We start from the raw sequence: 26,816 nt of genomic DNA on the forward strand, positions 1-26,816 counted from the left end.
CGGCGCTCCGTGCCGCCCGACGCGTGCGGGGACGCTGGTCGCCGGGGCTCGTTCGCAGGGCTGTGGTGCGGTTGAACACAGGTGTGTCCCCTCGGTAGTTGGTCAGGTGAGGAACGGCGCGACCGGGGGTCCCCGTCCATCCGGATGCGTCGTGCACCCATCCTCCAACCCCCCGCCTACCGCGAAAAAGCGGTATGCATGCCAGTAATTGGCGCATAGCAGCTCAGGTAGTCCGCGGAGTACGGCCCCCCACCGGCATCTTTCGAATCTGCCCGCAAGGTGCGCGGGTTGGCGCTACCGTGACCCTTCACGAAATCTGCACATCTGTGCATCTGCCCATCTGTGCATGCGCGTGTCCGCACCAAGGGGGGACCTTGAGCTACCCGTACACACCCGCCCCACCACCGCCCGTGCCTCCGGCGCCCCGGCCCCTGCTGAAGATGAAGAGGGTCTGGGCGGGCGGCGTCCTGCTGCTGGCCGTCGGCTTCGGCTGCGGCGCCGCGGGCGATTCACAGGACGACAAGTCCCCCGCGGCGGCGGCCAAGCCGAGCCCGGCCCCGACGGTCACGGCGACGGTCGCCCCCACGGCCACCGTCACCGCGACTCCCGAGCCCGCCCCGACGGTCACCGTCACCAAGAACGTCACCGCCCCGAAGCCCCCGAAGCCCCCCAAGCCGGCCAAGGCACCGGACCCGCCCACGACCACCACCGAAGACCGCGACACCGCCTCCGAATCCGTCTACTACGCCAACTGCGCCGCCGCCCGCGCCGCCGGCGCCACCCCGGTCCGCAAGGGCGACCCGGGCTACGCCCGCCACCTGGACCGCGACGGCGACGGCGTGGGCTGCGACCGCGGCTGACCCGCCCGCGCAGTTCGCCTCCCCCGTGCCCTGCGGCACGGGGGAGGAACTGCGCGACAAGCCACGCACGGTCCGCGGTGACCATCGCTCCCGCAGAGCCACGGCGGGACCAGGGCGCGCAAGAGGGTGCCTTCCATCCGCAGCGTGACCAGCCCCGCCGCGGCGTCACCGCCCCCGCAATCCCTCCCGCAGCCCCACCGCCCGCGGATCGTCGAACTGCGCCAGCAGTTCGCACGCCTCCGCCCGTGCATCCGCGGCCTCCCGCGCCGCGTCGGCGCGCTCCAGCGCATCCGCCAGGTGCGCCAGCGCCCGCGCCGTCTCCCACGTCTGGCCGAGTTCGCGGTAGGTGTCCACGGCCCTGCGGTGGCACTCGACGGCCTCCTGCACGTGCCCGAGTTGCAGGTGCGTGTGCCCCAGGCCGTCCCGGGCGGCGGCCTGGCGGACGCGGTCTCCCAGCTGTTCTTGGAGCGTGACGGCGCGTTGGTAGGAGGCCAGGGCGTCGGCGGGACGGCCGATGGCGCGTCGTGCATCGCCCAGGGCCAACAGCCAGTAGCCTTCGGCCGCTTCGCTGCGGATCTCGGTGGCGATGACCACGGCCTGCTCGGCGTGCGCCAACGCGGACTCCACGTCACCGACGTCGAGTTCCGCGGCGGCGAGGAGCCGTAGCGCATTGCCCTCGGCGCGGCGATCGCCGTGGGCCCTGAAGACCTCGACACCGCGGCGGAGCGGTCCGAAGGCGTCGGCGGGACGGCCGAGCTCCAGTTCCATCTGCGCGAGGTTGACCGCCACGCGCGGCTCCCAGAACCCGTCGCCCGAGTCCGCGAACAATCGCCTGCTGCCTTCCAGCGCCGTTCGCGCCTGCGCGAGGTTGCGTCGGCGGAGTTCAAGCAGGCCCAACCCGTTGAGCGTCAGTGCCTCGCCGAAGGCGTCGTGCAGCTCACGGCGCAAGGCCAACGCCGACTCGTAGTGCTCAGCGGCGGCTGCCAGGCTCTGGGACTGGGCGTGTGCCATGCCGAGGCTCTCCAGCAATTCGGCCTCGGCGGCGCGATCGCCGTCGCGCCGGGCTGCCTGCAGACCGAGCTGCGAAGTGGTGAGCCAGTCCTGAAACGGATTGTTGGTCATGTAGACGGCCCGCAGGACCACGGCCAACTGCCAGGCGATCCGGTCCGAGCCGCCGCTCGCCGCCGCCCGCACCGCAGCCACCAGATTGTCCCGCTCCGCCTCGTACCACCCCATCGCCGCCGCCGCGTCGACGAACGACACCTCGGGCAGCCCGTCATCGGCGGGCACCAGATCCACGCGCGGCTCCTGCGGTGCAACCATGGCCTGGACCGCGTCCGCGGTGTGCAGATACCAGGTCAGCACCCTGCCCAGCGCCTCCTGACGCTCCAGGGCCGTCTCTTCCAACCGCGCCTGGTCAGCGGCGTAGGCACGCAACAAATCGTGCAGGCCAAAACGGTCGGAGGCGGTCTGCTCGACCATGTGCGCCGTCGTGACGACATCGAGCAGACGCCGAGCGGTACGGACGTCGACTCCCGCGAGCGCCGCCGCAGCCGTGTCGCTGAAGTCCGGCCCCGGGTGCAACCCGAGCAACCGGAAGAGCCGGGCAGCGCCCGGCGGCAAGTCACGATAGGACCACGCGAACACGGGACGCACCGCCTCGGACTCCTCGTGGTCTTCCGCCGACAGGACTTCCCACCGACCGGACTCATCGCGCAGCTCGTCGATCAAATCCACCAGGCGCATCAAAGGCCGCCCCGCCGCCCGCTCGGCAGCCACCCTCAGCGCCAACGGCAAACGGGCGCAGAGCGAGGCGAGCTCCGCCACATGAGCCGTCTCGTCCCCGTCCCGGTAGCCCGAGGTGACACTGCGTAGCAGGGCGACCGAGTCGTCCTGGTCGAGCACGTCCAGCTTCAGCCGCCGCGCCCCCTCCCGGATCGCCAGGCCGGACAGCCGGCGCCTGCTGGTCACCACGACCAAACAGTCCGGCGTCGCCGGCAGCAGAGGTCTGACCTGCGAAGCGCCGACGGCGTTGTCGAGCACGATCAACAGCCGGCGGCCGACGAGACACGACCGGAAGGCGGCGGCCATGTGCTCACCGTCGGTGTGGACGGCGTCCGCGGAAGCCCCGAGCGCCCGCAGGAAGCCCTCAAGGACCCGTTCGTACGCGACCGGCGCCTGCGGTCCGTAGCCGTGCAGGTCCGCGTAGAGCTGACCGTCCGGGAAGCGCTCGCGCACGGCATGCGCCCAGTGGAGGGCCAGAGACGTCTTGCCGACTCCCGCCGTACCGGTCACCAGCAGCACGCGCACACCGGCACGGCCGTCGTCGAGCAGCCGGTCAAGCGCCTCGCGTTCGGTGTGCCGGTTGACGAACCCCTGACTGGCCATGGGGAGCTGGCACGGCACCGGCCCCCGTACGGCAGGGGCCGCCGGAGCGTGGTGGTAGTGGATGCCGCCCCGCACGTCGCGGGCCTGCACGACGTCACGGGCCGTGCCCGAGAGCGTGGAGTCGACTACCTCGCGGGGCTCAGTCACCCGTCACCGGTCGAAGGGGGCGAGGGATGCCACGTCCCGCTCGAAGAACGCGTCGATGTCCTCACCGAGTTCATAAAGCGCCTCGACCCGCCCCGCCACGCGATCCCTCAGCCCCGTGTCGAGGTGGCGCACGCCACCTTCCAATTCGCCCTCGGAGTCGTAAAGGATCTCGTACACCGTGTCGTCGTTCAGCGTGATCACCTCCGGGGCCGGGCCCTCGTGCTCGTACGCCCCGATGTGCTCGGGCCCGATGACGCGGATCAGCTCACCGCACTCGGCCCGCAGGCGCAGCAGATGCAGTTCCCACTGCAAGTACGGAGTGAGGGGCTGCTCCACGACGCGAACACGCAGCAGCCGACACCGATGATGCGTGGCGAGTCGCGACAGGTCGACCAACTCGGGGCGCTTGGCCTCGATGAGCTCCAGCGCCTCCTTCCACTGTCTGCGGACAAAGGCGTCCCAGCTCGCGTCGCCCGGCTCGCGGAAGTGCTGGCGGCGCTCCAGCTTCCACGAGTCGTATCCGTCAACGGCGAAGTCCCTCCTGCGGAAGTCCGCACGGTAGGCATCGAGCCCAAGCTTCTCCCCGGGCGAAGCGTCGAGCAGGTCACGCATCCGGAATCTGGTCCTTGGCTGCTAGAAGGGTGGCGCGAGGGATGACCACGAGGCGTTCACGGTCGCCGATCACGGCGTCGTGCGGCAGATCGCCCGAATAGACCGCAGTGAGATCCCGACCGATGACGGCGAAGTCGCCGTTGTCGAGTTCCCAGATGTCCGGACAGCCGTCGCGCCCTCCCGTCGTGCCCAACTCCGACGGTGCGACCCCGATGCGGCGGGTCAGCCGTGCCCGTGGATCGGCGTTCCAAGCGTTGTCCACCTGCCACCCCCATGCGAGGTCGGGCTACTGACTGTATTGAAGGCGCGTCGGGCCGTCCACGCCCGCTCGTGGGAATCGGCCGAGGCCGATGCGCAGGCACACTCCCTCAATCGGGTGAACGCGCTGGAAGAACGAAGCGGAATGGACGTTCCGCGTACTCTCGGAGAGCACAGAACTCACGGTAATCACCCCTGTTCACCGAGGAGTTGGTTCCGATGTCCGCCGACGACATTGAGAACACCGAGAACACCGAGAACACCGAGAGCGCAGAATCCACCGAGCAGGCCGACAAGCCCACGACTCCGTACGGAAAGGAGCTCCGCCGCCGCAGGATCAAGGCCGGGCTGACGCAACAGGCGCTGGCTGACCTGGCGATCATGACGCGGACGCACATCACGCACATCGAGGCGGGCAGAAGGAAACCGTGCATCCAGGATGCGCGGCGACTGGATCAAGTGCTCGACACGGGCGGTGTGTTCGTCAACTTCCTGCCGACGCTGAACCTGCGCAAGGTCGCCATTCACTTCGAGGCGGCGCGCCATTTCGAGCAGATGGCGAACATGATCCGGGAGTACGGCGGTCTGCTGATCCCCGGACTGCTCCAGACCGAGGGTTACATGCGGGCGCTGTTCCAGCGGTACTTCCCGCGGAAGGCGAATGAGCGCTTCGAGGAGGCGGTGTCCACTCGGCTCGAACGCGCGCGCATCTTCATCAATCCCGTGGAGCCCGTCTTCATGGTGCTGCTGGACGAGGCCGCGCTGCGCCGGATGGTGGGCGGCCCGGAAGTCATGGCAGAGCAACTGCGGCACATCCACGCACTGGGTGAGTCCGACCGCATCCGGGTCCATGTCATCCCGTTCGAGGCTGGAGGGCATGCCTTGCTGAGCAGCAACACGACCCTCATGTGGTTCGAAGACATGCCTCCCATCGCGTACACGGAGGCTCTCAAATCAGGGAACTTGATCGACGAACCCGACCTGGTACTGCAGTGTCAGACGGCCTACGATCACGCTTTGGGCGACGCGATGTCGCACGAGCAGTCCCTGGCCCTGATCAGGGCGATCGCAGAGGATTACGAGGATGAACCGCACTGACGCACCGGTCTGGCGCAAGTCCAGCTACAGCGGGGACGAGGACAACTGCGTCGAGTTCGCCGACAATGTCCCCGGCGCGGTCCCTGTACGTGACTCCAAGAACCTCAGCGGGTCCGCTCTCACCTTCGGCGTGCCCGCCTGGGACGCATTCGTCAGGATGATCAAGCGCGAAGGCTGACCAACCCGTTCACGCACACGACCGGAGGGCCGGGGCACACGCCCCGGCCCTCCCGTCACGTTCCGAAGCCGGCCGTCAGGACGGGCCCCGCTGGGACACCGGCGGGGCGATGACGTTCGTGACGTCGACCGTACGCCGCAGCGCCCGCGCGATCCGTACCGCGTCGTCCACCGCCCAGAAGTGGATGAAGAACAGCCGCGGCGTGTCCCGCAGATGGTGGTTGTGCAGCTCCACCAGGCTGATGCCGCCCTTCCGCAGCGCGCCGATCACGTCGTCGACCTCCTCCGCGATGACCGCGCAGTCGCCGTGCAGCGCGGCCCGGCCGCCGCCCAGCGGCTGGAAGACGAACGCCGTGGTGGCGCCGAGGCCCGGCGGCAGCACCAGATGGCCGTCGACGATCTTCTCGGCGCGGATGAACGCCGCCTTGTAGATGCCGTCGACGCTGGAGCCCTTGATGCCCAGCGCGGCGTCGATCCCGGCCGTGTCCAGGTCGATCGGGCCCTCAGGAGGCGTCTCGGGCGGGGGCGTCGCCGTCTTGTCGAGCCCCGCGCGCAGGCCGCGGGCGATGGCCACCGGGTCCTTGCCGTGGGCGTGGACGTGCGTCCACCAGATGTCCGGGTTGTGGGAGAGCAGGTGCTTGTGGATCGCCGTCTGCGCGATGCCGTGCTCATGGAACGCGTCGGTGACGGCCTGGAGTTCCCGCTCGGTGACGACCACGTCGCCCATGGCCATCGAAGAGCCGTCGGTGTACCGGGCGAACGCCACGTGCGTGCCGAGCGCGAGCCCGGGGGTGACGCGCACCCCGTGCGAGACCACGTGCAGGTCGGAGCGGTTGAAGGCGGTGTGGTACGTGACGTTCCGCAGCACGCTGCCCTCGCGCCCCAGCACCTTCGCCACCTCCGCCCAGTCCTTCGCGGTGGTGGGCACGGGGTCGAGCAGCGCGTGGCCACCGTGCCCGCCGCCCCTGCCGACGCCTGCGGTCGGCGCCGCTCGGGCGATGCCGCTGCTCGCTGCGCCTGCCAGTACGGGGGCGAGCGCGCCCACCGTCAGCAGGCGTCGTCGTGAGGTGACCGCCGATGCGACGGTGCTCTTCTGTCTCTCTCCGGCCATGACGCGATCGCCTCCACGGGGACGGGTGAAGAGGAAAGTCCTGGAAAGGCGAACGTAACACCGCAAAATTCAGTCAACCGGATAGATATCCGCCATTCGGGCTTTCCACCCGAACGGCGGTGGTGCCGGCTGTTCGGGTCATGCAAGGCAGACGGCGTCCCCGTCCGGCAGCGCGCCGGGCGTCGCGGGCGTGCCGTTCGGCGCGGATGCCCCTGCTGCCCCGGGCGTCGCCGCGATCAGCGCGTTCAGCGCGGTGCGCGCGCTCAGCAGGTCGGCCACGGCGCGGTCGATCCGTTCGCGCTCGCGGTGCAGATCGGGCAGGAGCCCGGAGCACGCGGGCACCGGCAGCCCCTCCTCGTCGTCGACGGTGCACGGCAGCAGCTCCGCGATGGTGCGGGTGCCGAGCCCGGCAGCCAGCAGGGTGCGGATGGCGCGGACGGTGTCCACGTCGCCGTCGTCGTACTCCCGGTACCCACCGGGCCCGCGGCGCGGTGCCAGCAGGCCCTGTTCCTCGTAGTAGCGCAGCAGTCGCTGGCTGACCCCGGTCCGCCGGGACAAGTCGCCGATGTGCATATGAGCGTCACCATCCGTACTCGCGTTGACCTTCACACCGATGTGAGGCTCTAGCGTCCGACGCATGACAACAACGCAGCGCCCGAACCCCATTTCCCCCGCCTCCACTTCGCCCACCCCGACTTCCCCCGCCCCTGTTTCCCTGCTCGGACTCGGACCGATGGGCGTCGCGCTCGCCGACGTCCTGCTGGAGCGCGGCCATCGGCTCACCGTCTGGAACCGCACCCGGGCGAAGGCGGACGCGGTCGTGGCCCGCGGCGCCCACCGCGCCGAAACCGCCGCGGACGCGGTGGCCGCGGCCCCGCTCGTCCTTGTCTGCCTCAAGGACTACGACGCGATGTACGACGCGCTCGCCGACGCCGAGGCCGCACCGGGGAGCGTGATCGTGAACCTCAACTCCGGTACGCCGCAGGAGGCGCGCGACGCGACGGCGTGGGCGGCCGAGCGGGGATACGCGTACCTCGACGGCGTGATCATGGTGCCGCCGTTCCTCGTCGGCAAGGAAGGCGCGGTCCTCCTCTACAGCGGCCCGCGCGCCCCCTACGACGAACACCTCCCGGCCCTCCGCTCCCTCGGCGACCCCCGCCACCTCGGCACCGACCCCGCCCTCGCGGTCATCTACAACACCGCCCTGCTCGGCATGATGTACGCCACCATGAACGGCTGGCTCCACGCCACCGCCCTGGCCGACTCCGCCGGCGTCTCCGCGGCGGACTTCGCGGACCTCGCCCTCGGCTGGTTCATGCCCACGGTCGTCACCCCGGCCTCCATGCACGAGAGCGCCCCCGCCCTGGACCGCGCCGACTACCCCGGCGACCTCGGCACCCTGGAGATGAACCTCACCGCCCTCGACCACATCGTCCGCACCAGCGAACAACAGGGCGTCCCCGCCGACCACCCGCGCCAACTCCAAGCCACCGCCCAAGCGGCCGTGACCCTCGGCCACGGCCAGAGCAACTACCTCGCGGTGTACGAGGCGTTCAAGTCACCCAGCCGCCCGGCCGCCTAGCCTTCGCCGCGCTCGGCCGCGTACTCGTCGAGCAGATCGAAGAAGAGCGTCAAGGCCGGCACGCCCTGCTTCTCGGCCGCCCGCTCGATCTCCACGGCCCACCGCAACGCGCTCGGGTACCCCAGTCCCAGCCGCGGCCACAGCCACTCGGGAAACGGCCCGAAGTTCGCGAAGTCGAAGGCGCCGCCGTCCTTCTCCTGCAACCCGTGGGCCTGCAAGGCGATCTGGTACCCGATGATCATGAAGTCCAGGTGCTGGAGCGAACCCCCCGGTAGCCACATCCCCGGCCGCTTCCGCACCTCCGCGAGGAAGTCGTGGACGTCCCGGAGTTCGCTGAAGGCCCGCGGCGGGTCGGATTCGGTCATGCGTTCACCGTACCGGGGCCGTCGAAGTAGGCGGGCGCCGCGCCTTCACGACCCGGGCGTCCCCACCACCCCCCGTTCCCGCCCCAGGCACTCCTGCGCCCCGCCGCCCTCGGGGAGGAGGCAGGCGCGTGCCCCGGACGGGTCGACCGCCGCGGACATCGGGGTCACCAGGTAGCGGTCAGCGTCGCGGCGGGCGAGGGCCGCGACGTGTTGGTCCGGTTGGTCGGGGACGGTCAGGACGACCCGGTCGCCGACGCGGAGGCCGGTCGCCCGGGCCCAGACGGTGCGGCACGTCTCGCCGTAGCGGAGTTGGAGCCGTTGGCCGCCGGAGGCGGTGAAGGAGCCGATGGTGGTCATCACGCCGTCCGTGCCGCACCCCATCAGCGCCGGGTCCTCGCCCGTGCACTGCGGGCCGGTGCAACTGGGCTGGAGCGGGGCGACGATGCGCCACGTCGTGTCGCCCTTGGCGGCGGCGTCGCCGGCGCCGCGCTCCGAGCCGTCGCCGGCGAGCCACCACGCGCCGAGCGCCGTCGCCGCGGTGGCGACGGTCAGGGCGGCGGCCGTGGCGAGCAGGGCGGTACGGCGCCTGCGGCGCAGCGCCGTCTCCGCGGCCTCGTCCGCCGCCTCGTCCCGTACGGGCTCGGCCTCGGCGTTCACGCTCCCGTCCGCTTCTGCGTCCACGTGCGCCGCCGCCCGGCCGCTCCACGCCGCGTCCGCCAACTCCCAGAGCGCGAGCAGCCGCCCCGGGGGTTCGCCCGCCAGCGTGCACAGCGCCAGCACGGCCTGGCGCGGCAGCGGTTTCGTACCGTTCAGATAGCGCTGCCAGGACGACTTGCTGTACGGCGTGCGCGCGGCGAGCGCCACCAGGCTCAGGCCCGTACGGGCCCGCAGCGCGCGCAGCTCGCTCGCGAGCCGTTCGCACTCCTCGGCGCGCCGCTCCGCCGCGTCCTCCAACGCGTCGCTCACTTGCGCAGCTCCGCCCAGGTGTCGGGCCCCACGATGCCGTCGGCAACCAGCTTGCGCGCCGTCTGGAACTCCTTCACTGCCGCCTTCGCACCCGGCCCGTACAGCCCGTCGATCACGCCCGGGTCGAAGCCGTGCCGCTTCAGTTGGCACTGCGCCTCGACGACGTGGGGGCCGCTGCCGTTGATGTCGATCAGCGCGTCGGCGGTGGTGCTGTGGCCGGCGTAGGCCGCGTCGTCCTTGCGCCCGTCGTCGTCGCAGTCGTACGTACGGCCCGGTTCGTACGTCACGGGCTTCGCGGCCCCGCGCCCGGCGCTTCCGCCGTCGTCGCCGGTGCCGTCGGCCACCAGGAACCCGGCGGCGAAGGCGAGGGCCGCGGCGGCGAGCGCGGCGGGGAGTGCGTACCGCAGCGGGACGTGGCGCCGGTCGGCGGCGCGCTCGCCCTCGCCCCCGCCCTCCGGGTCCGGGGCGGTCGGCCCCGCGTCGGGATCGGCGTCCGGCTCACCCGCCCCGGCGGCCGGCCACTCCTCCCGCCCGGCTATCTCGTGCAGCACCAGCAGCTTCGTCGGGTCGGCCCCGCACACCTTGGCCAGCTCCTCGACGGCCTTGCGGGGCACAGGCTGTTTGCCGTTGAGGTACCGCTCCCAGGAAGAGCGGCTGTACCCGGTCTTCGCCGCCAGTGCGGTGAGGCCGAGACCGGAGTGGTCTTTCAACCGCCTGAGCTGGATCACCAGCTGACGGCTCTTCTCGGGCAGTCCGGACGGGAGCGATTTCCAACGCGGCATGTCCACCTCATGCGATGCGTGCTTGGGCCTCACAGGGTTCCACGGCCCTTTCCCGTAAACCTTGCTCCCCTCTGGGGCCGACCCCACAGCCCTTGGTTCGACTCGCCCGCGCGTGTCGCTGCCATCCGGCCAGCCGACGCGGGCGTTCCCAAGGCCCCACCGCGTCCCACAACGTCCCATGGGACATGGCGTCCCCGCAGGTCAGAGCGGTGTACGTCCCATAGATGCCCGGTTTCCCCGGCTGCTCTGGCGGCGTTGCGAGGTGACGCGGAACAGTTTGTGGTGCACACCGGGCGGCGCGGCCCACCCCGCGCCGCCCCCTCAAGCGCGAAGGCGCGGTCCGCGGCCACCGTCCACAGCAGCGGCAAGGAGGCGACGAGCCGTGCGACGCCGGGGCCTGACCCGGCACGCGGACAAGGGCTGGAAGCCGTACGAGTTCGACATCTGCAACGGCCCGAAGTGCAAGTGACCGCGTAGCGGGCGCTGAAGGGTGTACGGCGGCTGGTCCCCCACGGGGGAGGGGACCGGCCACCGTCGCACGTGTGTCGTGGTGACCGTGCCTCAGGCCAAGCCACTCACTTCAGTACGTCTTCTCAGCACGCCATCTCGCCACGCCTCTCAAGACGTCCTCTCAGGATGTCCTTTCAAAGGGCGTCCTCTCAGGTTGTCCTTGCAGCGCGCCCTTCCAGCGTGTCCTTCAGCACGTCCTCGATCAGATCCGCGGCTCGCGGAGTCCCGCCCTCCGCGCGCGCCGCGGCCCGCGCCCGCGCCGAGCGGCCCGCGACCTCCTCGTCCCCGATCAGCTCCTCAAGAGCCGTCCGCAGGGCTTCGGCCGTCGCCGCCTCGGGGTCGACGCGGCGCGCCACGCCCAGCGCCACGAGCTGATCGGCGTTCATGCCCTGCTCGGAGTTGCGCGGCACCGCGATCATCGGCACCCCCGCCAACAGCCCCTCGCCGCAGCCGCCCATGCCGGCGTGCGTGACGAACGCGTCCGCGTGCTCCAGGATCGCCCGCTGCGGCACCCATGAATGCACCTCGACGTTGGCCGGGACCTCCCCGAGCTCCTGCGGGTCGGTGTACTTGCCGATCTGGAGCACCACGTGCCAGCCGGGCAGCTCGCCGAAGGCGGCCACGCACTGCCGGTAGAACTCCGGATGACGGGTGTCCGCCGACCCCAACGACACCAGCAGGACCTTCTCCGCGCCCGCCGGCCGGGCCCAGCCGTCCATGTCCGCGCGGGTGTCGAAGCAGGGTCCGACGAAGGTCACGACGTCGGGGTCGACGCGTTCGGCGTTCGGCTGCAGAGCCCGCGTGATCAGCGCCAACGCCCGCGCGGGACGCCCCTGGAAGACGTCGATGTCGGTCGTGGTCGCCCCGCTGCCGGCGAGCCACCGCGCGTACTTCTCCCGGTACGCATCGGCCCCCGGCAGCGCCCACACCGCCGCCGCGATCTCCTCCTCGTACCCCTCCCACGCCACGAACGTCGGCGACAGCTGCACGACGGGCCGCCCCTGCGACTCGGCGAGCGCGCGGGCCGCGTACGCGCCGATGTCGTACAGGTACAGGTCCGCGGGGTCCGCGTCGTACGCCGCCCGCAGCTGCGGCAGCGTGCGGATCGCGTCGTCGAGGAAGAGCTCCACCGCGGCGATCGGGTTTTCGGGCCAGTCGTTGTCGGCGACCGGCAGCCCGGAGGAGAGGGGGACGAGCTCGGCCCCGGACTGCGCGACGAGGTCGGCGACCGCGGGGTCGTTGGCGTACGTCACCCGGTGCCCGCGCCCGACGAGCTCGCGGATCACTTCGAGGCTCGGCAGGACGTGGCTGATGGCGGGGATGCCGACCATGGCGATGTGCGCCGGGCGGCGGGTCGAGCTGGACACTGAGTTCACTCGCTTCGGGTGTCGGAGGTGGGGGCGGCGGCTTCGAGGTCGTCGATGCTCCCCGACATGATGGTCCGCACGTGCTCGGTGACGAGCTCCGCGGGCCAGTCCCACCAGGCGACGGCGAGCAGCCGGGCGACGTCCGCCGCGTCGTAACGGGTACGGATGAGGCGGGCCGGATTGCCGCCGACGATCCCGTAGTCCGGCACGTCGGAGGTGACCACGGCCCCGGAGCCGATGATCGCCCCGTGCCCGATCCGCACCCCCGGCATGACGGTCGAACCGTGCCCGAACCAGACGTCGTTGCCGACGACGGTGTCCCCGCGGCTCGGCAGCCCGGCCAACAGGTCGAAGTGCTCGGCCCAGGAGCCGCCCATGGTGGGGAACGGGAACGTCGATGGCCCGTCCATCCGGTGGTTGGCCCCGTTCATGATGAACCGCGTCCCCGTGCCCAGCGCACAGAACTTGCCGATGACCAGCTTCTCGGGGCCGTAGTGGTAGAGGACGTTGCGCGTCTCGAACGCGGTCGGATCGTCCGGGTCGTCGTAGTACGAGTACTCCCCGACCTCGATCAGGGTCGACTTCACCAACGGTTTGAGCAACACGACCCGCGGCTGCTCGGGCATGGGGTGGAGGACGGTTGGGTCGGCCGGCAGGGGCAAGGGCACGGGGCGGCTCCTCGTCGTGGGGGTTCGGTTTCCAGCCCCATGATCACCACACCGCGAACCGATGTCCCACCGCTTTTCCCCGCCCCCACCTGCGAGGGCGCCTACTCCCGGCCGGGTGCGTCCGGATCGCGCGGCGCTTGGAAGGTGAGGCTGGTGAAGTCCCGGCCCTGCACCACGGTGCCGGTCTGCGTGCCACCGGTGATGCTGTTGTACACGTCCCCACCCGCCACCGGCTCGGCCTGCCGCCGCCACTCCTCCAACAACACCCGGAACTCCCCGTCCAGAGCCGCCCGCACGCCGAGCGCCGTGGCCAACGCCTGCGCACGCACCGGATCGGTGGGGTCCCCCTGCAGCGCAGCGACCTCCACCTCGCCGGAGCTGACCTGCGCCGCCCCGCCCTCCCCGGCCCCTCGCCCAAACGGCCGCCGCACTATCGCGGTGAGGCTCTGCCACACCTGCCGCCCGGCCTCACTACCGAGCCCACCGGCCAACGCGGCAAGCGTCGCTGCGGTGATCGGGTCCATACCGAGCCCCCTCCGTCGACGGATGCTTCCCCTCTGCCCTTCCCCAAGAACCGCCACCGACACCGCCCCCGCACCCACCCGAGGACCAGAAGCCCACGCGACACGCCATCGCCAACCCACGCCCCCCGACGCCGCCCGCCCCGTCCAGCGCACCGCTGCAGCGCACCACGGACCCTCGGTAGGCCCGTGGTGTCGGAGCCCGGCGCGGGCGATCTGGGCAACAAGAAAGGCCCCGGTCTTCGACCTGGGGCCTTCATCTTTGGAGCGGGGGACGAGAATCGAACTCGCGCTCTGAGCTTGGGAATCCCCTGGCACGTAGTGGCACGGAACTTCATCAGCCCTCCTTGTCGCCGGTCGCTGGTGCCCGCCCCACGATGCCGGACAGGGAGCCTTGGTAGGTGGTGCCGGGCATGTTGACCACACCGACTGTGGGGCCCGGGCCGTTCTTGAGACGGCTCACGTAGCTTTCGGGCAGCAGGACGCGGTCGCCGACTTCGAGGGGGTCGTTTTCGCGCCAGCGGTATCCGTATCGGCCGACCTCGACCACCTGGCAGCCGTTGACCTCGTGCACGCTGGTTTCATGTCCAGCCCGCTGGGGCAGACGTGCGGCCCAGATGGGTCACTCGACCACGTCGGCGAATGGAATCGATGCCCACACTTTTCTGAGGAAAGCAACTCTGCACTTGTTGGATATCCTTGATCTCGGTATGCAAGGATTCCTTGCATGTCGAAGAGGTTACTTTTCACGGCCCTCGCAGGTCGCGGACATGTGAATCCCATGCTTCCCCTGGTGGAGGAACTCGTGCTGCGGGGCCATCGGGTGGAATATGCCACGAGTGCGCCCTATGCCGAGGCGGTTTCCAGGGCCGGTGCCCGCTGGGTGGAGTTGCCCTCGGTGGAGCCGATCGAGGTGCCGGACGAGATAGGTCCAGACTCCATCGCCCTGTGGTTGCGTCATCTGTTCAGCGAAATGCGCGTTGCCCACCCCGTCCTGCTGGAGCACTGCATTGAGGAGCCTCCGGACGCGGTCTGCTACGACTCGATGCACTGGCTCGGCGGGGTCCTCTCCCGCCAACTGGCCGTCCCCGCCGTGCGGTCCGTCCCCACGCTGGCATCGAACACCGTCTTCTCGCTGCTCGACTGCTACCTGAAGGGGCTCGGACCGGACCACCCCACCATGCGTGGACTCGCCGCTGACTGCGCGCGGTTCTCTGCCGAGTACGGCGTCACGTTCGACCCTGGCCGTGACATGGACGTCGTCGAGGGGCTGAACCTGGTTCTTGTCCCCCGGGAGTTCCAGCCGGCCGGCGACACCTTCGACGGACGCTTCCACTTCGTCGGCCCCTCGGTGGGCCGACGCGAGGAGGCCGGTTCCTGGTCGCCGTCCGCTTCCGGGAGGCCCTTGCTCTACGTGTCGTTGGGCTCGGTGCTCACGGGCCGGCCCGAGTTCTACCGGGCCTGTGTCGACGCCTTCGCCGGCGGACCATGGCAGGTGGCCATGACAGTGGGTGGACTGGACCCAGCCGTGTTGGGGACGCTTCCCCCCAACATCGATGCCCGGCCCTGGTTCCCCCAGCCCGCGGTGTTGCGGCAGGCTGACGCCTTCGTCACGCACGCCGGGATGAACTCCACGATGGAGGGCCTGTACTACGGGGTCGGCCTGGTCGCCGTCCCCCACACGCCAGAGCAAGCCGTGAACGCCCGTCGGCTGGCGGAACTGGGGCTCGGCGAGCAGCTTGCACTCGCCGAGACGACGGCCGTCTCCCTGCGGTCCACGGTGACCCGCGTCGCCGCCAGCGCGGTCGTGCGGGCCAACCTCGAACGGATGCGCGGTCACATCGGGGACAGCGGGGGAGCCGTACACGGCGCGGACCTGGTCGAGAAGTATCTGTGTTAGACCGCCACCCTATGTGGACTTGACGAAAGTGGCGGAGTGTGGGCAATCCTTTTTCGAGTTCCTCGCGAGAGCGAGTGGCGTAGGAAATGTCAAGCGGGGTTTCGTTCTCCCGTGCAACCGATTGCCCACACCCGCGCCGTCTTCGTCAAGCGCGACAAAGGCCACACCTTCACATCGGCGGAATGTGGCCTGAGTGGGCGCGAGGTGACTGTTATGGTTCCTTTCCTGAAAAGCCCGCGCCCTTTCTCGTTTGCCCTTCTTTTCTCTTCCGCGGCGCGTGGCCAGGTCTTCCTCTCGTCACTTCTTGGAGCTGACCCATGCCTGTTGACGTTTCGACCGCTGTCGTGTCCGGAGCCGCGCCGGGGCATGCCCCGCCCGAGCGCGGCAGGCGCCTCGGGCTGGCGTTGTTCGTGATCGCCGCGGCGCAGTTGATGGTGGTCGTAGACGCCACGATCACGAACATCGCGCTGCCGAGCATCCAGAACGACCTGGGCATGACCGATGCGAACCTGGCGTGGGTCGTCAACGCCTACGCCCTGGCCTTCGGCGGTCTGCTGCTGCTCGGCGGACGCGCCGGCGACCTGTTCGGGCGCCGGCGGGTGTTCCAGGTCGGCATCGCGGTCTTCACCCTCGCCTCACTCCTCGGCGGTCTCGCCCCGAACGAGGAACTGCTGCTGGGCGCCCGGGTCCTCCAGGGCGTCGGGGCGGCCATGGCCGCCCCGAGTGCCCTGGCCCTCATCGCCACCACGTTCCCCCAGGGCAGGGCCCGCAACAGGGCGATGGGCGTGTACGCGGCGATGGGCGGCGTGGGCGCCACGATCGGGCTGCTGCTGGGCGGCGTGCTCACCGACGCGGTCGACTGGCGCTGGGTCTTCTTCGTCAACATCCCCGTCGGCCTGCTGATCCTCGTCGGAACCCGGACGCTCACCGAGGCCGAACGCGGCACCGGGCGCCTGGACGTCCCCGGCGCGATCACCGGCACCGGCGGCCTGGTCGCGCTGGTCTACGGCATCACCCGGGGCGGCGAACACGGCTGGAGCGACGACCTCACCCTGCTCGCCTGCACCGTCGGGGCCGCGCTGCTGGTCGCCTTCCTGCTCGTCCAGTCCCGCAGCGCGCACCCGATGATGCCGCTGCGGCTGCTGCGCGACCGCCGCCGCTCGGGCAGCTACGCCACGATGCTGTTCGTCGGCGGCGGCATGTTCGCCATGTTCTACTTCCTGACCCTCTACCTCCAACTCGTCCTGGGATACGGCCCGGTCAAGGCCGGCCTCGCCACCCTGCCGTTCAGCGTCGGCATGGCCGTCGCCGCCGGCGTCAGCTCCCGTCTGACCGCCCGGCTCGCACCGCGGGCGATCGCCGGCCCCGGGCTGCTACTGGCGGCCGTGGGCATGCTGTGGTTCACCCGGCTCGACACCGACTCCTCGTACACCGTTGACGTGCTGCCCGCGGCGTTCGTCATCGCCATCGGCCTGGGGCTGTGCTTCGTCCCCATGACGCTCGGCGCGATCAGCGGCGTCGGCGACGAGGACAGCGGCATCGCCTCGGCCCTGCTGAACACCGTCCAGCAGGTCGGTGGAGCCCTCGGCCTCGCGATCATGTCGACGCTCTCCACAGCGGCGGCCGACGACCGACTGCCCGGTGCCGCCACCGCCCTGCACCAGGGCCTGGCCGCACGCGACCACGACCTGGTGACGAAGGCCGGCGAAGCCCTGGCCCACGGCTACACCCGGGCCTTCGTCGCCGCGGCCGTCATGTTCCTGGCGGCCCTGGCCGTCGTCGTGACCGCCGTCAACAGCAAGAAGCCGCAGCACACGGACACGGCCGCCGACCCGGCACCCCCCGTCCACCTGGGCTGACCGACAGCCATCCGTCACCACGTCATGGAGGTACCCGCATGAGCCCCGTCGTCCGCACCGCGTACGGCTCGGTCCGCGGCCGGCCCGATGCCCGGGCAGCCGGCGTCACAGCCTTCCTCGGCATCCCCTACGCCGCCGCGCCCTACGGCCCCGACCGGTTCGCCGCGCCTCGCCCGCCCCAGCCCTGGGACGGTGTCCGGGACGCCGTCACCTTCGGTGCGACCCCGCCCTCCCCGCCCTCACGCCCGCCGTTCGACACCCTCATGCCCACCCCGGACATCCCCGGCCACGAGTGCCTCAACCTGAACGTCTGGACACCGGGCGGCGAGGGGAGGCCGGTGCTGGTGTGGCTGCACGGCGGCTCGTTCCAACACGGGTCGAACGCCTGCGAGCTCTACGACGGCACGAACTTCGCCCGCGACGGCGTCGTCTGCGTGACCGTCAACTACCGCCTCGGCTTCGAAGGCTTCGCCCTGCTGCCGGGAGCGCAGACGCCGGCCAACCGCGGGCTGCGCGACCAGATAGCCGCCCTTGAGTGGGTGCGCGACAACATCGCCGCCTTCGGCGGAGACCCGGACAACGTCACCCTCTTCGGCCAGTCGGCGGGCGGCGGGTGCGTCGCCACCCTGCTCTCCCTGGACCTCGGACTCTTCCAACGGGCCGTCGTGCAAAGCGGCTCGGGAACCTGGGTGCAGGCCCCCGAGGACGCGCTGCGGACCACACTGGAGGCAGCCTTCCGGCTGGGCGTCGAACCGACCGCCCAAGGATTCGCCACCTTGGACCCGGCCCGGATCGCCGAAGTGCAGGGCGCGATCGAGAACGAGGTCAACACCTGGCCCGACCCGGACCGATGGGGTGCGACGACGGCCGCCAACGGCATGTCCCTCCAACCTGTACTCGACGACCTGATCCTCCGCCCGCCCCAGGAGGCCCTCGCCGCCGGAGCCGGCCGGGACGTTCCCCTGCTGACCGGATACACCAGCGAAGAGAGCCGGCTGTTCCTGATGCCGACGGGAGTCGCGCGGATGCTGACCGACGACATGGTCGCGGCGATCGCACGGGCCACCGGCGTCCCCGACGACGTGCTCGCCGCCTACCGCGAACGGAACCCGCAGCTGTCCCCCGGAGAACTGCTCACCGTGCTCGACACCGACCGGCTCTACCGCGTCCCCGCGCACCGGCTCGCCGAAGCCCACGGCGGCGCGTGCTGGATGTACGAGTTCGGCTGGCGGTCCCCCGCACACGACCTCGGCGCCTGCCACGTACTGGAAGTGGGCTTCGTCTTCGACAACCTGCCCGCACACCGGAGCATGACCGGACCCGACGCCCCGCAGGAACTCGCCGACACCGTGCACCAGGCATGGATCGGCTTCGCCACCCACGGCACCCCCGGCTGGGACCGCTTCGACACCCACACCCGCCCCGTCAGACTCCTCAACGGCGCGGGCAACCCGCTCGTCCACGACCCGCGCAGGCGCGACCGCGAACTCTGGTCCCCGACCGCGGCGTAACCTCCGGCCCCGACGCGACAGCAGCCGGCTCCGGCGGCGACAAACCTGCCGAGGCTGGCGGGTTTCAGGGTGCCGAACAGGCTCCTGGGCAAGCACGACCACGCATGGGGGAGCGTGATGGGCCACCTTCGCCGCTTGGACGGGACGCCGAATGCGTTTCTGTCGGGGCCTCAACACTTGAAACGCCATCGGCCGGAGTCGGCGCAATGAGGACCGGTACCTTGCTGGCCTCATACGTAGAAGTAGTGGTCGCGATGCCGATGTCGCAGGCGTCCGTGACCTGGGCGCGAGTTTCTCCGCATCGCAGGGCTAGACAACAAACAAGCCCCAGGTGCTTCACCTGGGGCTTCGTCTCTGGAGCGGGTGACGAGAATCGAACTCGCGCTCTAAGCTTGGGAAGCTGCGATCGTTTGGGGCTGATCTGGGCGCTGACCTGCGCGAACGGTCTCGTTGCAGCCTCTTCGTGCAAGGCCGCTTTCACCGCGGTTCCCCGCTGGTTCCCGCCTGATGTGGTGCGCTTGTGGTGCGGCCGTGGTGCGTAGGCCACGGCAGCACCCTTCTGATCCGTAGCTCTAGCCGGATCGGTCCGCCAACGGTCGCACCGGCCACGTTACGGCCCACCGGGGACGCTACCGGATGGGATCGGTTGCCGGGGTTGCTGTACTTCGCTGCTGTACAGCAGGATCGAGCGATGTCCCGATCAATAGGCGCACACACCGCCGATCCGTGCCCTCGGTGCTTCATCGAGGCGGTCCGTCCGGGCAGGCCGATGACTATTGCGGGGCACGATGTAGTCGGGTACCTCTGCGATCACTGTGCGCACACCTGGTCTCGGCCGGTCGAGGATGACCTGGAGGTCTATGACGTTGTAAGGGTGGACCTCCCCGACGCCACGCGCTACGGCACCGCCTGGCAGGTGGAGGCCGATCGCGTCCAGGTACGCGGTACGGGGGGTGACTGGCTGCTGTGGGTCGAACGCTGGAGAATCATCACCTACTGAAGACTCTCCGCAGGGCCGAGCCGAAAGACCTGTGAGGCCAGGGAAGGACCTTTACTCCCTGGCCTCTTCCTTGTCAGGTCGCCAACAGGGTGCCTGCTGGTGTGGTGGATTGGTGCCCCACCAGTAGTCGGTGGCCGCCAGGGTCCGCCGCCGTCCGTTCGTGTTCACGCCTGTTGGTGTCAGTCGTTGGTGTCAGCGGAGTTGCCCTCACTTGGCAGATAGCCAGACTTCCCGCCTTCGGAAATCACCCAGGTCAGCCCAACCTCACCAGACGTGGCGCCCGGGGCACCAATATGACGAACGGCCAAATGGTTGGCGATCGCCCGCGCAGGACAGGAATGAGTCTGCCGTCCCTGCTCGGGACGGGCCAATACACCACTGCGTCTACCCAAGCGAGGTGGAGCGAAGAACACCCAGATCGGCTCGGGCCTGCTCGTGGTATGCGTTCATCAGATCCACGAGACCGTCGTGCCTGGGGGCAACGTCATTGTTACGGGTCGCCTTTAGCTCCTGCCAAAGTGCGATGTTGACCTGGTGAGCAGCCTCGATCGCTGCTTGGGACGCCAAGAGAACGAGGGTCTCGAAGAGCACCGACCTCCTCAGCTCGGCCGCCTCCATAGCGGCGAGATGCTCCTGCCGGTCATCCGTTCCTTCCGGAGCCAGTCGGGCTCGTTTGGCCGTGCTGGATATCTCCTTCACGCAAGAGGCGTACTCGATGTAGGTGTTGAGCTTGCGCTCGTCCCAACGCGTAGCCATGTCCTGCCGGTGCCGGGCACGCTCGGCCATGGTCGCTGCCAGGAACGATGTCAGGGCACCGACAACCACACCTATGAGAGTCACTATCTGAGCAAACATGACAACGAACTCAAGCCTTGTCATGCCTGGTCGGCAAGACCGGGGCCATGAGAATCCGGTGTTTCCTAGGCAAAGTGCCACTTGGTCGGTGGAGCGTCTTTGGGCTGGAGCTGCCATGGGGCGAGAGATCGGGGCCCGTAAGCTGTAAGGCCCGATGTGGGCCCCGATCTTCAAGGCTCGCCCCATGGTGGCTGCGTAAAGCCGTGGAGCCGACCGGCTCAGCCCAAGAGGGTTTCTCCCGCTGGTCAACCCGAGCCGTGGCGTGAGGCCGGCGTCCGGGCCGGAGCGGGGCGGAGACAGGAGCGGCGGGCCGGGCGCCGGGCCGCGCTCGTCGCGCTTGCGCGGCGGGGGCGCCTTGAACCAGTAGAGAAAGTCGCAACTCACTCCGGCTGCTGCCGGTGAGGGCGTTGGCGGTCGCGTTCGATCTCGTGGGCGACGGTCTCGGCGCAGTTCAGGACCAGCCGTAGCTTGGCGATGACCACGGCCACCGTGGCGCAGGTGGACGCCCTCGCGGACGCGATGGGGCCGCGCTGGCGTCTCGTGGTCTTCCTCGGCGCCTACGGGCCGATGCGGCCGGAGGAGCAGGCGGGGCTGTGTCGCAAGGACGTCGACCTGGACGCCCTGACGATCCGGGTCCGCACCGCGGAGCCCGAGCGCATGAACGGTCGACGCGCGCCCGGGCCCACCAAGTCGGAAGCGGGCGTGCGCGTGGTCGTGCTCCCTGAGTTCCTGCGACGGGACGTCCAACGGCACCTTGACTGGTACGCGGAGAAGGAGCGGGGCGGCCTGCTGTTCGTCGGTGAGCGCGGCAAGCCCTTCCGGCGCACCACCTTCGGGCGGAAGTGGCGACGAGCCCGGGCCAGGGTCGGGATGCCGGGCTTTCCGGTTCTACGACCTCATGGTGCGCGCACCGGGTGCGAGCCCAGCAGGGCCAAGGCCAGGCGTCCAGTGGTGCGGATGTGGTGCGCGGCTCCTGAACGAGCCCGAACAGCACAAAGCCCAGGTTGGGGATTTCCTCCCTGACCTGGGCTTTCGTCTCTGGAGCGGGTGACGAGAATCGAACTCGCGCTCTAAGCTTGGGAAGCTTATGTTCTACCATTAAACTACACCCGCGCATCGGAACCGATCTCGATGATCGATAACCGCAGCGCCCACTGTACCCCATCCCGGCCCCACGGCGAACGTCGCCGTGGGGCTTTTCGCTCCGGTTCCGGCGGGCCCGGCGTCGGACCCGGCTGCGGGGCAAGGGAGTTGGGGCGTAGTTTGGGAGACGGAGTGCCGGTCGGCGGTGGAGATGGTTCATACCCTAATGTGGCGTTCGTCCGCATTTGTTGGGGAAGGGACCTGATGGACTTGATGGCACGCACCGTCGTCCGCTGTGCCGAAGGGCACGTCTTCACTACCGGATCGTTGCCGATGCAGCAGCTCGGTGCGGGACGGATCGGACCGGCGAGGCTCGTCCGGTGTCCACGTTGTGCGCGGTTGCGGAACGTGGTGCCCGTGGAGGCGGCGAAGAAGTAGCCGAGGGAGCTTCGGCGGGCAGACGCGCACGGGCCGTCGAGCCGTCCGGTTCGATGGGGTCCGTGCGCTCTGCGTATCCTCGGGGGGTGCTTCTCTCAGACAAGGACATCCGGGCCGAGATCGACGCCGGGCGGGTGCGCATCGACCCGTTCGACGAATCCATGGTGCAGCCGTCCAGCATCGACGTGCGTCTCGACCGCTACTTCCGGGTGTTCGAGAACCACCGCTACCCGCACATCGACCCCGCCGTCGAGCAGGCGGACCTGACGCGGTGCGTGGAGCCGGAGGGCGACGAGGCGTTCATCCTGCACCCGGGCGAGTTCGTGTTGGCGTCCACGTACGAGGTCATCAGCCTCCCGGACGACCTCGCCTCCCGGCTGGAGGGCAAGAGCTCGCTGGGGCGGCTCGGCCTGGTCACCCACTCCACCGCGGGGTTCATCGACCCCGGCTTCTCCGGGCACGTGACGCTGGAGCTGTCGAACCTCGCGACGCTGCCGATCAAGCTGTGGCCGGGGATGAAGATCGGGCAGCTGTGCATGTTCCGGCTCAGCTCGCCGGCCGAGCACCCCTACGGGAGCGAGCGGTACGGCTCCCGCTACCAGGGGCAGCGCGGGCCCACGGCGTCCCGCTCGTTCCAGAACTTCCACCGGACGCAGGTGTGAGCATGAGTGACGTACGGGAGAACCTGACGTACGAGACGTTCGGGACCGCGGTGCGCGAGCTCGCGCAGACCATCGCGGACGACGGCTTCGAGCCCGACATAGTGCTGTCGATCGCGCGCGGCGGGGTCTTCGTCGCCGGCGGGCTGGCGTACGCGCTGGACTGCAAGAACATCCACCTGGTCAACGTCGAGTTCTACACCGGCGTCGGCGAGACGTTGGAGATGCCGGTGATGTTGGCGCCGGTGCCGAACGTCGTGGACTTCTCCGACAAGAAGGTCCTGATCGCGGACGACGTCGCCGACACCGGCAAGACGCTGAAGCTGGTGCACGACTTCTGCCTGGACCACGTCGCCGAGGTGCGCTCCGCGGTCATCTACGAGAAGTCGCACTCGCTGGTGAAGTGCGAGTACGTCTGGAAGCGCACCGACGACTGGATCAACTTCCCGTGGTCCGTCGACAAGCCCGTCGTGCGTCGCGAGGGGCAGATCCTCGACGCCTGAGGCAGACGCATCCGAGACGAGGCAGACGCATGCGAGACGAAGAGGGGCGCTCCCGCCGGGAGCGCCCCTCTCGCCGTGCGTAACGTGCTTACGACTCAGATCGTGCCCAGCTTGATGATCGACAGCAGCGCGATCAGCTGGATCGCCGACGCCCCCAGCGCCTTCGGCCACGGCAGGTCGTGCGACTTGCTCACCATCACCGTGAACAGCGCGCCCGCCGCCAGCCAGGTGGCCCAGCCCAGGAGCTGGACGAAGGAGTTCTGGCCGCCGAGGAAGAGGGCGAAGAACAGGCGCGGGGCATCCGTGAGGGTCATGATCAGCATGGAGAGGCCGACCGTGGGCTGCCAGGAGCCCGTGCCGCCGAACTGGCGGGCCAGGGTGTGGGTGACCACGCCCAGGATCGTGCCGCCGATGACGAACGCGATGCCCGTGATCAGCACGGCCGGGATCGCCGCCGACAGCGTCGCGTTGATGACCTCGTCCCGAGGCTCGTCAAGGCCGAAGATCGCCAGCATTCCGTAGAGGAACGTGACGACCAGCGCCGGGCCCCAGACGGGGTAGTCCCGCATCTGTAGGAAGGTCTGCGCCGGTCGGGTGACGATGCCGGTCAGCAACTCCTTCCAGTGCAGCCGGGGGCCGGCGGGGGCCGCGGGCGCGCTGCCCGCCTGGTAGGTCGAGCCCTGGCCGTAGGGGTCGTCGACGGAGAACGCCTGGGTGTGGCCCGCGTTGTTGGCGTACGGGTCGTGGTGCGGCGGCGCCTGGTGCGGGTGGTGGGGATGGGGGTGCGGGGGCTGCTGGGGGCGGCCCTGCTGCTGGTACGGGTCGCCGAAGTACTCCGGCTCGCCGTACGCGGGAGGCTGGCCGCCCTGGTAGCCGCCGCCCGCCGGGGGCCACGGCTGCTGCTGTCCGTACGGCTGCTGCTGCCCGTACGGCGGCGGTGCCTGCTGCGGTTGCTGCTGCTGCGTGCGGTTGTCCCGGCCGCGTCCGATCCTGAATCCAGCCACGCCTTCGAACGTACCCGCTCTCGGGGTGTCACGGTGTCATCACGGGTGCGAGCAGGGGGTTTGCGGCTGAGCTGTGACATCCCCTAGGGGAGCCCCGGGGGGTTATCCCCACCCTGGGGACAGCCGGGGGAAACAGGTGAGGGCCGGGCGCTCAAGCACCCGGCCCTCACCACCGTACGGACCGACGGACCGACGGACCGACGGACCGACGTACGGACTACTTCACCGGCTCCGGCTCCGGCGCGCCCTCCGGCTCCTCCATCGGCTCGCCGTCCGCCGGCGGCGTCTTCACCGAGTCCAGCAGCAACTGCGCCACGTCCACGACCTGGAGCGACTCCTTCGCCGTCCCATTGTTCTTCTTGCCGTTGACGGAGTCGGTCAGCATCACCAGGCAGAACGGGCAGGCGGTGGAGACGATGTCCGGGTTGAGCGACAGCGCCTCGTCCACCCGCTCCTCGTTGATGCGCTTGCCGATGCGCTCCTCCATCCACATCCGCGCGCCGCCGGCGCCGCAGCAGAAGCCGCGCTCCTTGTGGCGGTGCATCTCCTGCTGGCGCAGACCGGGGACGGCGGACATGATCTCGCGCGGCGGGGTGTACACCTTGTTGTGCCGACCCAGGTAGCACGGGTCGTGGTAGGTGATCAGGCCCTCGACCGGGGTGATCGGCACCAGCCGGCCCTCGTCGATGAGGTGCTGGAGCAGCTGGGTGTGGTGGATGACCTCGTACTCGCCGCCGAGCTGCGGGTACTCGTTCGCGATGGTGTTGAAGCAGTGCGGACAGGTCGAGACGATCTTCTTCGCCGACTTCGGCTTCCTCGTCGCCGGCTCGTCCTCGTCTTCACCGAAGGCCATGTTCAGCATGGCCACGTTCTCCTGGCCGAGCTGCTGGAACAGCGGCTCGTTGCCCAGGCGGCGCGGGGAGTCGCCGGTGCACTTCTCGTCGCCGCCCATGATCGCGAACTTCACGCCCGCGATGTGCAGCAGCTCGGCGAACGCCTTCGTCGTCTTCTTCGCCCGGTCCTCCAGGGCGCCGGCGCAGCCGACCCAGTACAGGTAGTCCACCTCGGACAGGTCCTCGACGTCCTTGCCCACGATCGGGACCTCGAAGTCGACTTCCTTCGTCCACTCGACGCGCGCCTTCTTCGCCAGGCCCCAGGGGTTGCCCTTCTTCTCCAGGTTCTTCAGCATCGTGCCGGCCTCGGAGGGGAACGCGGACTCGATCATCACCTGGTAGCGGCGCATGTCGACGATGTGGTCGATGTGCTCGATGTCGACCGGGCACTGCTCCACGCACGCACCGCAGGTGGTGCAGGACCACAGCACGTCCGGGTCGATGACGCCGTTCTCCTCCAGCGTCCCGATCAGCGGGCGCTCCGCCTCGGCCAGCGCCGCGGCCGGCACGTCCTTCAGCGCCTCGTCGGACGCCTTCTCCTCGCCCTCCATCGACTTGCCGCCGCCGGCCAACAGGTACGGCGCCTTGGCGTGCGCGTGGTCGCGCAGCGACATGATCAGGAGCTTGGGGGAGAGCGGCTTGCCGGTGTTCCAGGCGGGGCACTGCGACTGGCAGCGACCGCACTCGGTGCAGGTGGAGAAGTCGAGGATGCCCTTCCAGGAGAAGTGCTCGACCTGCGAGACGCCGTACACGTCGTCGTCGCCCGGGTCCTCGAAGTCGATCTCCTTGCCGCCGGACGTCATCGGCTGGAGCGCGCCGAGGGCCGAGGCGCCGTCGGCGTTCCGCTTGAACCAGATGTTCGGGAAGCCGAGGAAGCGGTGCCAGGCCACGCCCATGTTGGTGTTGAGCGAGACCGTGATCATCCAGATCAGCGAGACGCCGATCTTGATCATCGCGGTGAAGTAGATCAGGTTCTGCAGGGTGGCGACGCTCAGGCCGTCGAAGAGGGCGACGAGGGGGTACGAGACGAAGTAGCCGGCCTGGTAGCCGCCCACGCCGTGGATCGCGCCCTCCAGCCCGCGCAGCACCAGGATCGCGAGGCCGATGGTGAGGATCACGTACTCGACGAAGTACGCCTGCCACGCCTTGGAGCCGGCGAAGCGGGACTTGCGCCCGGCCCGGGACGGCAGGCTGAGCAGCCGGATCACGATCAGGGCGACGATGCCGACCACGGTCATCAGACCGATGAACTCGGTGTACATCTCGAACGGCACCCAGGTGCCGATGACCGGCAGCACCCAGTCGGCCTGGAAGAGCTGGCCGTACGCCTGGAGCAGGGTGGGCGGCAGGGTCAGGAAGCCGATGGCGACGAACCAGTGGGCGAATCCGACGATGCCCCAGCGGTTCATCCGGGTGTGCCCGAGGAACTCCCTGGCCAGGGTCATCGTGCGCTGCTTGGGGGCGTTGGTGCGGCTGCCCGCGGGCACGGCCTGGCCGAGCCTCACGAAGCGGTAGATCTGCGCCACGGCTCGGGCGATGAGCGCGACGGCGACCACGGTCAGGACCAGCGACACGACGATCGCGGCGAGCTGCATTTCGGGACTCCTCGGGCCTGCGAGGGGGGACGTTCCGGCACTTCCGGTGTACTGCGGCACCCTCTGGTGTGCTGCCGTACTTCCGGCACTGCGGTATTCCGGTG

The 26,816-nt window shown here is 69.7% G+C and carries 25 protein-coding genes, 1 tRNA gene and 1 pseudogene; 11 read left to right on the forward strand and 16 right to left on the reverse strand.

Features of this window, described 5'->3' with window-relative positions; all coding sequences use genetic code 11:
- Positions 1–440 precede the first annotated feature (440 nt).
- On the forward strand, positions 441–860 hold the full coding sequence (locus tag ABZ842_RS22315; protein ID WP_361539178.1) for an excalibur calcium-binding domain-containing protein: 420 nt from the start codon (positions 441–443) through the stop codon (positions 858–860).
- A gap of 165 nt (positions 861–1,025) precedes the next feature.
- On the opposite strand, the gene ABZ842_RS22320 is transcribed toward ABZ842_RS22315, so the two are convergent.
- The 3 genes from ABZ842_RS22320 to ABZ842_RS22330 are packed head-to-tail and all read right to left on the reverse strand — an operon-like array spanning position 1,026 to position 4,269.
- Positions 1,026–3,395 carry a tetratricopeptide repeat protein gene (locus ABZ842_RS22320; RefSeq protein WP_361539181.1) on the reverse strand — a complete coding sequence of 790 codons (2,370 nt, stop codon included), beginning with the start codon at positions 3,393–3,395 and terminating at the stop codon, positions 1,026–1,028.
- A 3-nt stretch (positions 3,396–3,398) separates the two neighbouring features.
- Positions 3,399–4,007 (reverse strand): DUF6879 family protein, encoded by a 609-nt coding sequence (locus ABZ842_RS22325; protein WP_361539184.1) that lies wholly within the window; start codon positions 4,005–4,007, stop codon positions 3,399–3,401.
- On the reverse strand, positions 4,000–4,269 hold the full coding sequence (locus ABZ842_RS22330) for a hypothetical protein (RefSeq protein WP_361539187.1): 270 nt from the start codon (positions 4,267–4,269) through the stop codon (positions 4,000–4,002). Before ABZ842_RS22330 ends, ABZ842_RS22325 begins: the two co-directional genes overlap by 8 nt.
- Before the next feature lie 215 nt (positions 4,270–4,484).
- Between ABZ842_RS22330 and ABZ842_RS22335 the strand changes: the two genes are divergently transcribed.
- Positions 4,485–5,363 carry a helix-turn-helix transcriptional regulator gene (locus ABZ842_RS22335; RefSeq protein ID WP_361539190.1) on the forward strand — a complete coding sequence of 293 codons (879 nt, stop codon included), beginning with the start codon at positions 4,485–4,487 and terminating at the stop codon, positions 5,361–5,363.
- Entirely contained in the window at positions 5,350–5,541 is a 192-nt protein-coding gene (locus ABZ842_RS22340) for a DUF397 domain-containing protein (protein WP_361539193.1), read from the forward strand. Before ABZ842_RS22335 ends, ABZ842_RS22340 begins: the two co-directional genes overlap by 14 nt.
- Positions 5,542–5,616: 75 nt before the next feature.
- On the opposite strand, the gene ABZ842_RS22345 is transcribed toward ABZ842_RS22340, so the two are convergent.
- Both ABZ842_RS22345 and ABZ842_RS22350 read right to left on the reverse strand, forming a co-directional pair.
- Positions 5,617–6,651, reverse strand: coding sequence for a DUF1259 domain-containing protein (locus ABZ842_RS22345; protein ID WP_361539196.1), 1,035 nt, complete (start codon positions 6,649–6,651; stop codon positions 5,617–5,619).
- A 138-nt stretch (positions 6,652–6,789) separates the two neighbouring features.
- A complete protein-coding gene (locus ABZ842_RS22350; protein WP_361539199.1) occupies positions 6,790–7,224 on the reverse strand; it encodes a MerR family transcriptional regulator in 435 nt (144 codons plus the stop codon).
- A 64-nt stretch (positions 7,225–7,288) separates the two neighbouring features.
- Between ABZ842_RS22350 and ABZ842_RS22355 the strand changes: the two genes are divergently transcribed.
- Positions 7,289–8,233: an NAD(P)-binding domain-containing protein gene (locus ABZ842_RS22355; protein ID WP_361539202.1), complete on the forward strand. Its 945-nt coding sequence runs from the start codon at positions 7,289–7,291 to the stop codon at positions 8,231–8,233.
- On the opposite strand, the gene ABZ842_RS22360 is transcribed toward ABZ842_RS22355, so the two are convergent.
- The 7 genes from ABZ842_RS22360 to ABZ842_RS22390 all read right to left on the reverse strand — a co-directional run bounded on the left by ABZ842_RS22360 (position 8,230) and on the right by ABZ842_RS22390 (position 13,986).
- On the reverse strand, positions 8,230–8,598 hold the full coding sequence (locus ABZ842_RS22360; RefSeq protein WP_361539205.1) for a hypothetical protein: 369 nt from the start codon (positions 8,596–8,598) through the stop codon (positions 8,230–8,232). The genes ABZ842_RS22355 and ABZ842_RS22360 overlap by 4 nt on opposite strands.
- A 45-nt stretch (positions 8,599–8,643) precedes the next feature.
- Entirely contained in the window at positions 8,644–9,564 is a 921-nt protein-coding gene (locus ABZ842_RS22365; RefSeq protein WP_361539208.1) for a DUF2690 domain-containing protein, read from the reverse strand.
- Positions 9,561–10,346 (reverse strand): peptidoglycan-binding protein, encoded by a 786-nt coding sequence (locus tag ABZ842_RS22370; RefSeq protein WP_361539211.1) that lies wholly within the window; start codon positions 10,344–10,346, stop codon positions 9,561–9,563. Before ABZ842_RS22370 ends, ABZ842_RS22365 begins: the two co-directional genes overlap by 4 nt.
- 659 nt (positions 10,347–11,005) lie before the next feature.
- Positions 11,006–12,187, reverse strand: a complete 1,182-nt coding sequence (locus ABZ842_RS22375) for a macrolide family glycosyltransferase (RefSeq protein WP_361539461.1) — start codon at positions 12,185–12,187, stop codon at positions 11,006–11,008.
- A gap of 41 nt (positions 12,188–12,228) precedes the next feature.
- Positions 12,229–12,885, reverse strand: coding sequence for a CatB-related O-acetyltransferase (locus ABZ842_RS22380; RefSeq protein WP_361539464.1), 657 nt, complete (start codon positions 12,883–12,885; stop codon positions 12,229–12,231).
- Positions 12,886–12,992: 107 nt separating this feature from the next.
- Positions 12,993–13,415, reverse strand: coding sequence for a hypothetical protein (locus ABZ842_RS22385; protein ID WP_361539214.1), 423 nt, complete (start codon positions 13,413–13,415; stop codon positions 12,993–12,995).
- Between the two features lie 334 nt (positions 13,416–13,749).
- Positions 13,750–13,986 (reverse strand): hypothetical protein, encoded by a 237-nt coding sequence (locus ABZ842_RS22390; protein WP_361539217.1) that lies wholly within the window; start codon positions 13,984–13,986, stop codon positions 13,750–13,752.
- Positions 13,987–14,139: 153 nt separating this feature from the next.
- On the opposite strand from ABZ842_RS22390, the gene ABZ842_RS22395 reads away from it, so the two are divergent.
- The 4 genes from ABZ842_RS22395 (at position 14,140) to ABZ842_RS22410 (ending at position 19,682) form a co-directional block, all read left to right on the forward strand.
- Positions 14,140–15,312: a macrolide family glycosyltransferase gene (locus tag ABZ842_RS22395; protein ID WP_361539220.1), complete on the forward strand. Its 1,173-nt coding sequence runs from the start codon at positions 14,140–14,142 to the stop codon at positions 15,310–15,312.
- A 317-nt stretch (positions 15,313–15,629) separates the two neighbouring features.
- The gene (locus tag ABZ842_RS22400) at positions 15,630–17,171 is read left to right on the forward strand and encodes an MFS transporter (protein ID WP_361539223.1); all 1,542 of its coding nucleotides are present in this window, start codon (positions 15,630–15,632) and stop codon (positions 17,169–17,171) included.
- A 38-nt stretch (positions 17,172–17,209) separates the two neighbouring features.
- A complete protein-coding gene (locus tag ABZ842_RS22405; protein ID WP_361539225.1) occupies positions 17,210–18,682 on the forward strand; it encodes a carboxylesterase family protein in 1,473 nt (490 codons plus the stop codon).
- 874 nt (positions 18,683–19,556) lie between these two features.
- The gene (locus tag ABZ842_RS22410; protein WP_361539228.1) at positions 19,557–19,682 is read left to right on the forward strand and encodes a hypothetical protein; all 126 of its coding nucleotides are present in this window, start codon (positions 19,557–19,559) and stop codon (positions 19,680–19,682) included.
- Positions 19,683–20,066: 384 nt separating this feature from the next.
- Here ABZ842_RS22410 and ABZ842_RS22415 read toward each other — a convergent pair whose 3' ends face one another.
- A complete protein-coding gene (locus ABZ842_RS22415) occupies positions 20,067–20,561 on the reverse strand; it encodes a hypothetical protein (protein ID WP_361539231.1) in 495 nt (164 codons plus the stop codon).
- A gap of 459 nt (positions 20,562–21,020) precedes the next feature.
- Here ABZ842_RS22415 and ABZ842_RS22420 point away from each other — a divergent pair.
- A pseudogene (locus tag ABZ842_RS22420) lies at positions 21,021–21,560 on the forward strand (tyrosine-type recombinase/integrase); the annotation flags it as partial.
- A 16-nt stretch (positions 21,561–21,576) separates the two neighbouring features.
- Here ABZ842_RS22420 and ABZ842_RS22425 read toward each other — a convergent pair.
- Positions 21,577–21,650: transfer RNA gene (locus tag ABZ842_RS22425), tRNA-Gly, on the reverse strand.
- Positions 21,651–22,144: 494 nt separating this feature from the next.
- Between ABZ842_RS22425 and dcd the strand changes: the two genes are divergently transcribed.
- Positions 22,145–22,720, forward strand: a complete 576-nt coding sequence (gene dcd, locus ABZ842_RS22430) for a dCTP deaminase (RefSeq protein ID WP_361539234.1) — start codon at positions 22,145–22,147, stop codon at positions 22,718–22,720.
- Positions 22,721–22,722: 2 nt separating this feature from the next.
- Positions 22,723–23,220, forward strand: a complete 498-nt coding sequence (locus ABZ842_RS22435; protein WP_361539237.1) for a phosphoribosyltransferase — start codon at positions 22,723–22,725, stop codon at positions 23,218–23,220.
- Positions 23,221–23,315: 95 nt separating this feature from the next.
- Here ABZ842_RS22435 and ABZ842_RS22440 read toward each other — a convergent pair whose 3' ends face one another.
- Positions 23,316–24,224 carry a Yip1 family protein gene (locus ABZ842_RS22440; protein ID WP_361539240.1) on the reverse strand — a complete coding sequence of 303 codons (909 nt, stop codon included), beginning with the start codon at positions 24,222–24,224 and terminating at the stop codon, positions 23,316–23,318.
- 217 nt (positions 24,225–24,441) lie between these two features.
- The gene (locus ABZ842_RS22445; protein WP_361539243.1) at positions 24,442–26,712 is read right to left on the reverse strand and encodes a (Fe-S)-binding protein; all 2,271 of its coding nucleotides are present in this window, start codon (positions 26,710–26,712) and stop codon (positions 24,442–24,444) included.
- Between the last annotated feature and the right edge of the window lie 104 nt (positions 26,713–26,816).

Source organism: Streptomyces sp. NPDC047315, assembly GCF_040643215.1.
Lineage (GTDB): Bacteria > Actinomycetota > Actinomycetes > Streptomycetales > Streptomycetaceae > Streptomyces.

What these genes read in the sequence shown, in the direction of transcription:
- ABZ842_RS22400 (WP_361539223.1), top strand. Translation starts at nt 15,630, where the DNA reads ATGCCTGTTGACGTTTCGACCGCTGTCGTGTCCGGAGCCGCGCCGGGG.
- ABZ842_RS22335 (WP_361539190.1), top strand. Translation starts at nt 4,485, where the DNA reads ATGTCCGCCGACGACATTGAGAACACCGAGAACACCGAGAACACCGAG.
- ABZ842_RS22435 (WP_361539237.1), top strand. Translation starts at nt 22,723, where the DNA reads ATGAGTGACGTACGGGAGAACCTGACGTACGAGACGTTCGGGACCGCG.
- ABZ842_RS22325 (WP_361539184.1), bottom strand. Translation starts at nt 4,007, where the DNA reads ATGCGTGACCTGCTCGACGCTTCGCCCGGGGAGAAGCTTGGGCTCGAT.
- ABZ842_RS22340 (WP_361539193.1), top strand. Translation starts at nt 5,350, where the DNA reads ATGAACCGCACTGACGCACCGGTCTGGCGCAAGTCCAGCTACAGCGGG.
- ABZ842_RS22415 (WP_361539231.1), bottom strand. Translation starts at nt 20,561, where the DNA reads ATGACAAGGCTTGAGTTCGTTGTCATGTTTGCTCAGATAGTGACTCTC.
- ABZ842_RS22385 (WP_361539214.1), bottom strand. Translation starts at nt 13,415, where the DNA reads ATGGACCCGATCACCGCAGCGACGCTTGCCGCGTTGGCCGGTGGGCTC.
- ABZ842_RS22355 (WP_361539202.1), top strand. Translation starts at nt 7,289, where the DNA reads ATGACAACAACGCAGCGCCCGAACCCCATTTCCCCCGCCTCCACTTCG.
- ABZ842_RS22370 (WP_361539211.1), bottom strand. Translation starts at nt 10,346, where the DNA reads ATGCCGCGTTGGAAATCGCTCCCGTCCGGACTGCCCGAGAAGAGCCGT.
- ABZ842_RS22395 (WP_361539220.1), top strand. Translation starts at nt 14,140, where the DNA reads ATGTCGAAGAGGTTACTTTTCACGGCCCTCGCAGGTCGCGGACATGTG.
- ABZ842_RS22315 (WP_361539178.1), top strand. Translation starts at nt 441, where the DNA reads ATGAAGAGGGTCTGGGCGGGCGGCGTCCTGCTGCTGGCCGTCGGCTTC.
- ABZ842_RS22405 (WP_361539225.1), top strand. Translation starts at nt 17,210, where the DNA reads ATGAGCCCCGTCGTCCGCACCGCGTACGGCTCGGTCCGCGGCCGGCCC.
- ABZ842_RS22445 (WP_361539243.1), bottom strand. Translation starts at nt 26,712, where the DNA reads ATGCAGCTCGCCGCGATCGTCGTGTCGCTGGTCCTGACCGTGGTCGCC.
- ABZ842_RS22345 (WP_361539196.1), bottom strand. Translation starts at nt 6,651, where the DNA reads ATGGCCGGAGAGAGACAGAAGAGCACCGTCGCATCGGCGGTCACCTCA.
- ABZ842_RS22375 (WP_361539461.1), bottom strand. Translation starts at nt 12,187, where the DNA reads ATGGTCGGCATCCCCGCCATCAGCCACGTCCTGCCGAGCCTCGAAGTG.
- ABZ842_RS22350 (WP_361539199.1), bottom strand. Translation starts at nt 7,224, where the DNA reads ATGCACATCGGCGACTTGTCCCGGCGGACCGGGGTCAGCCAGCGACTG.
- ABZ842_RS22360 (WP_361539205.1), bottom strand. Translation starts at nt 8,598, where the DNA reads ATGACCGAATCCGACCCGCCGCGGGCCTTCAGCGAACTCCGGGACGTC.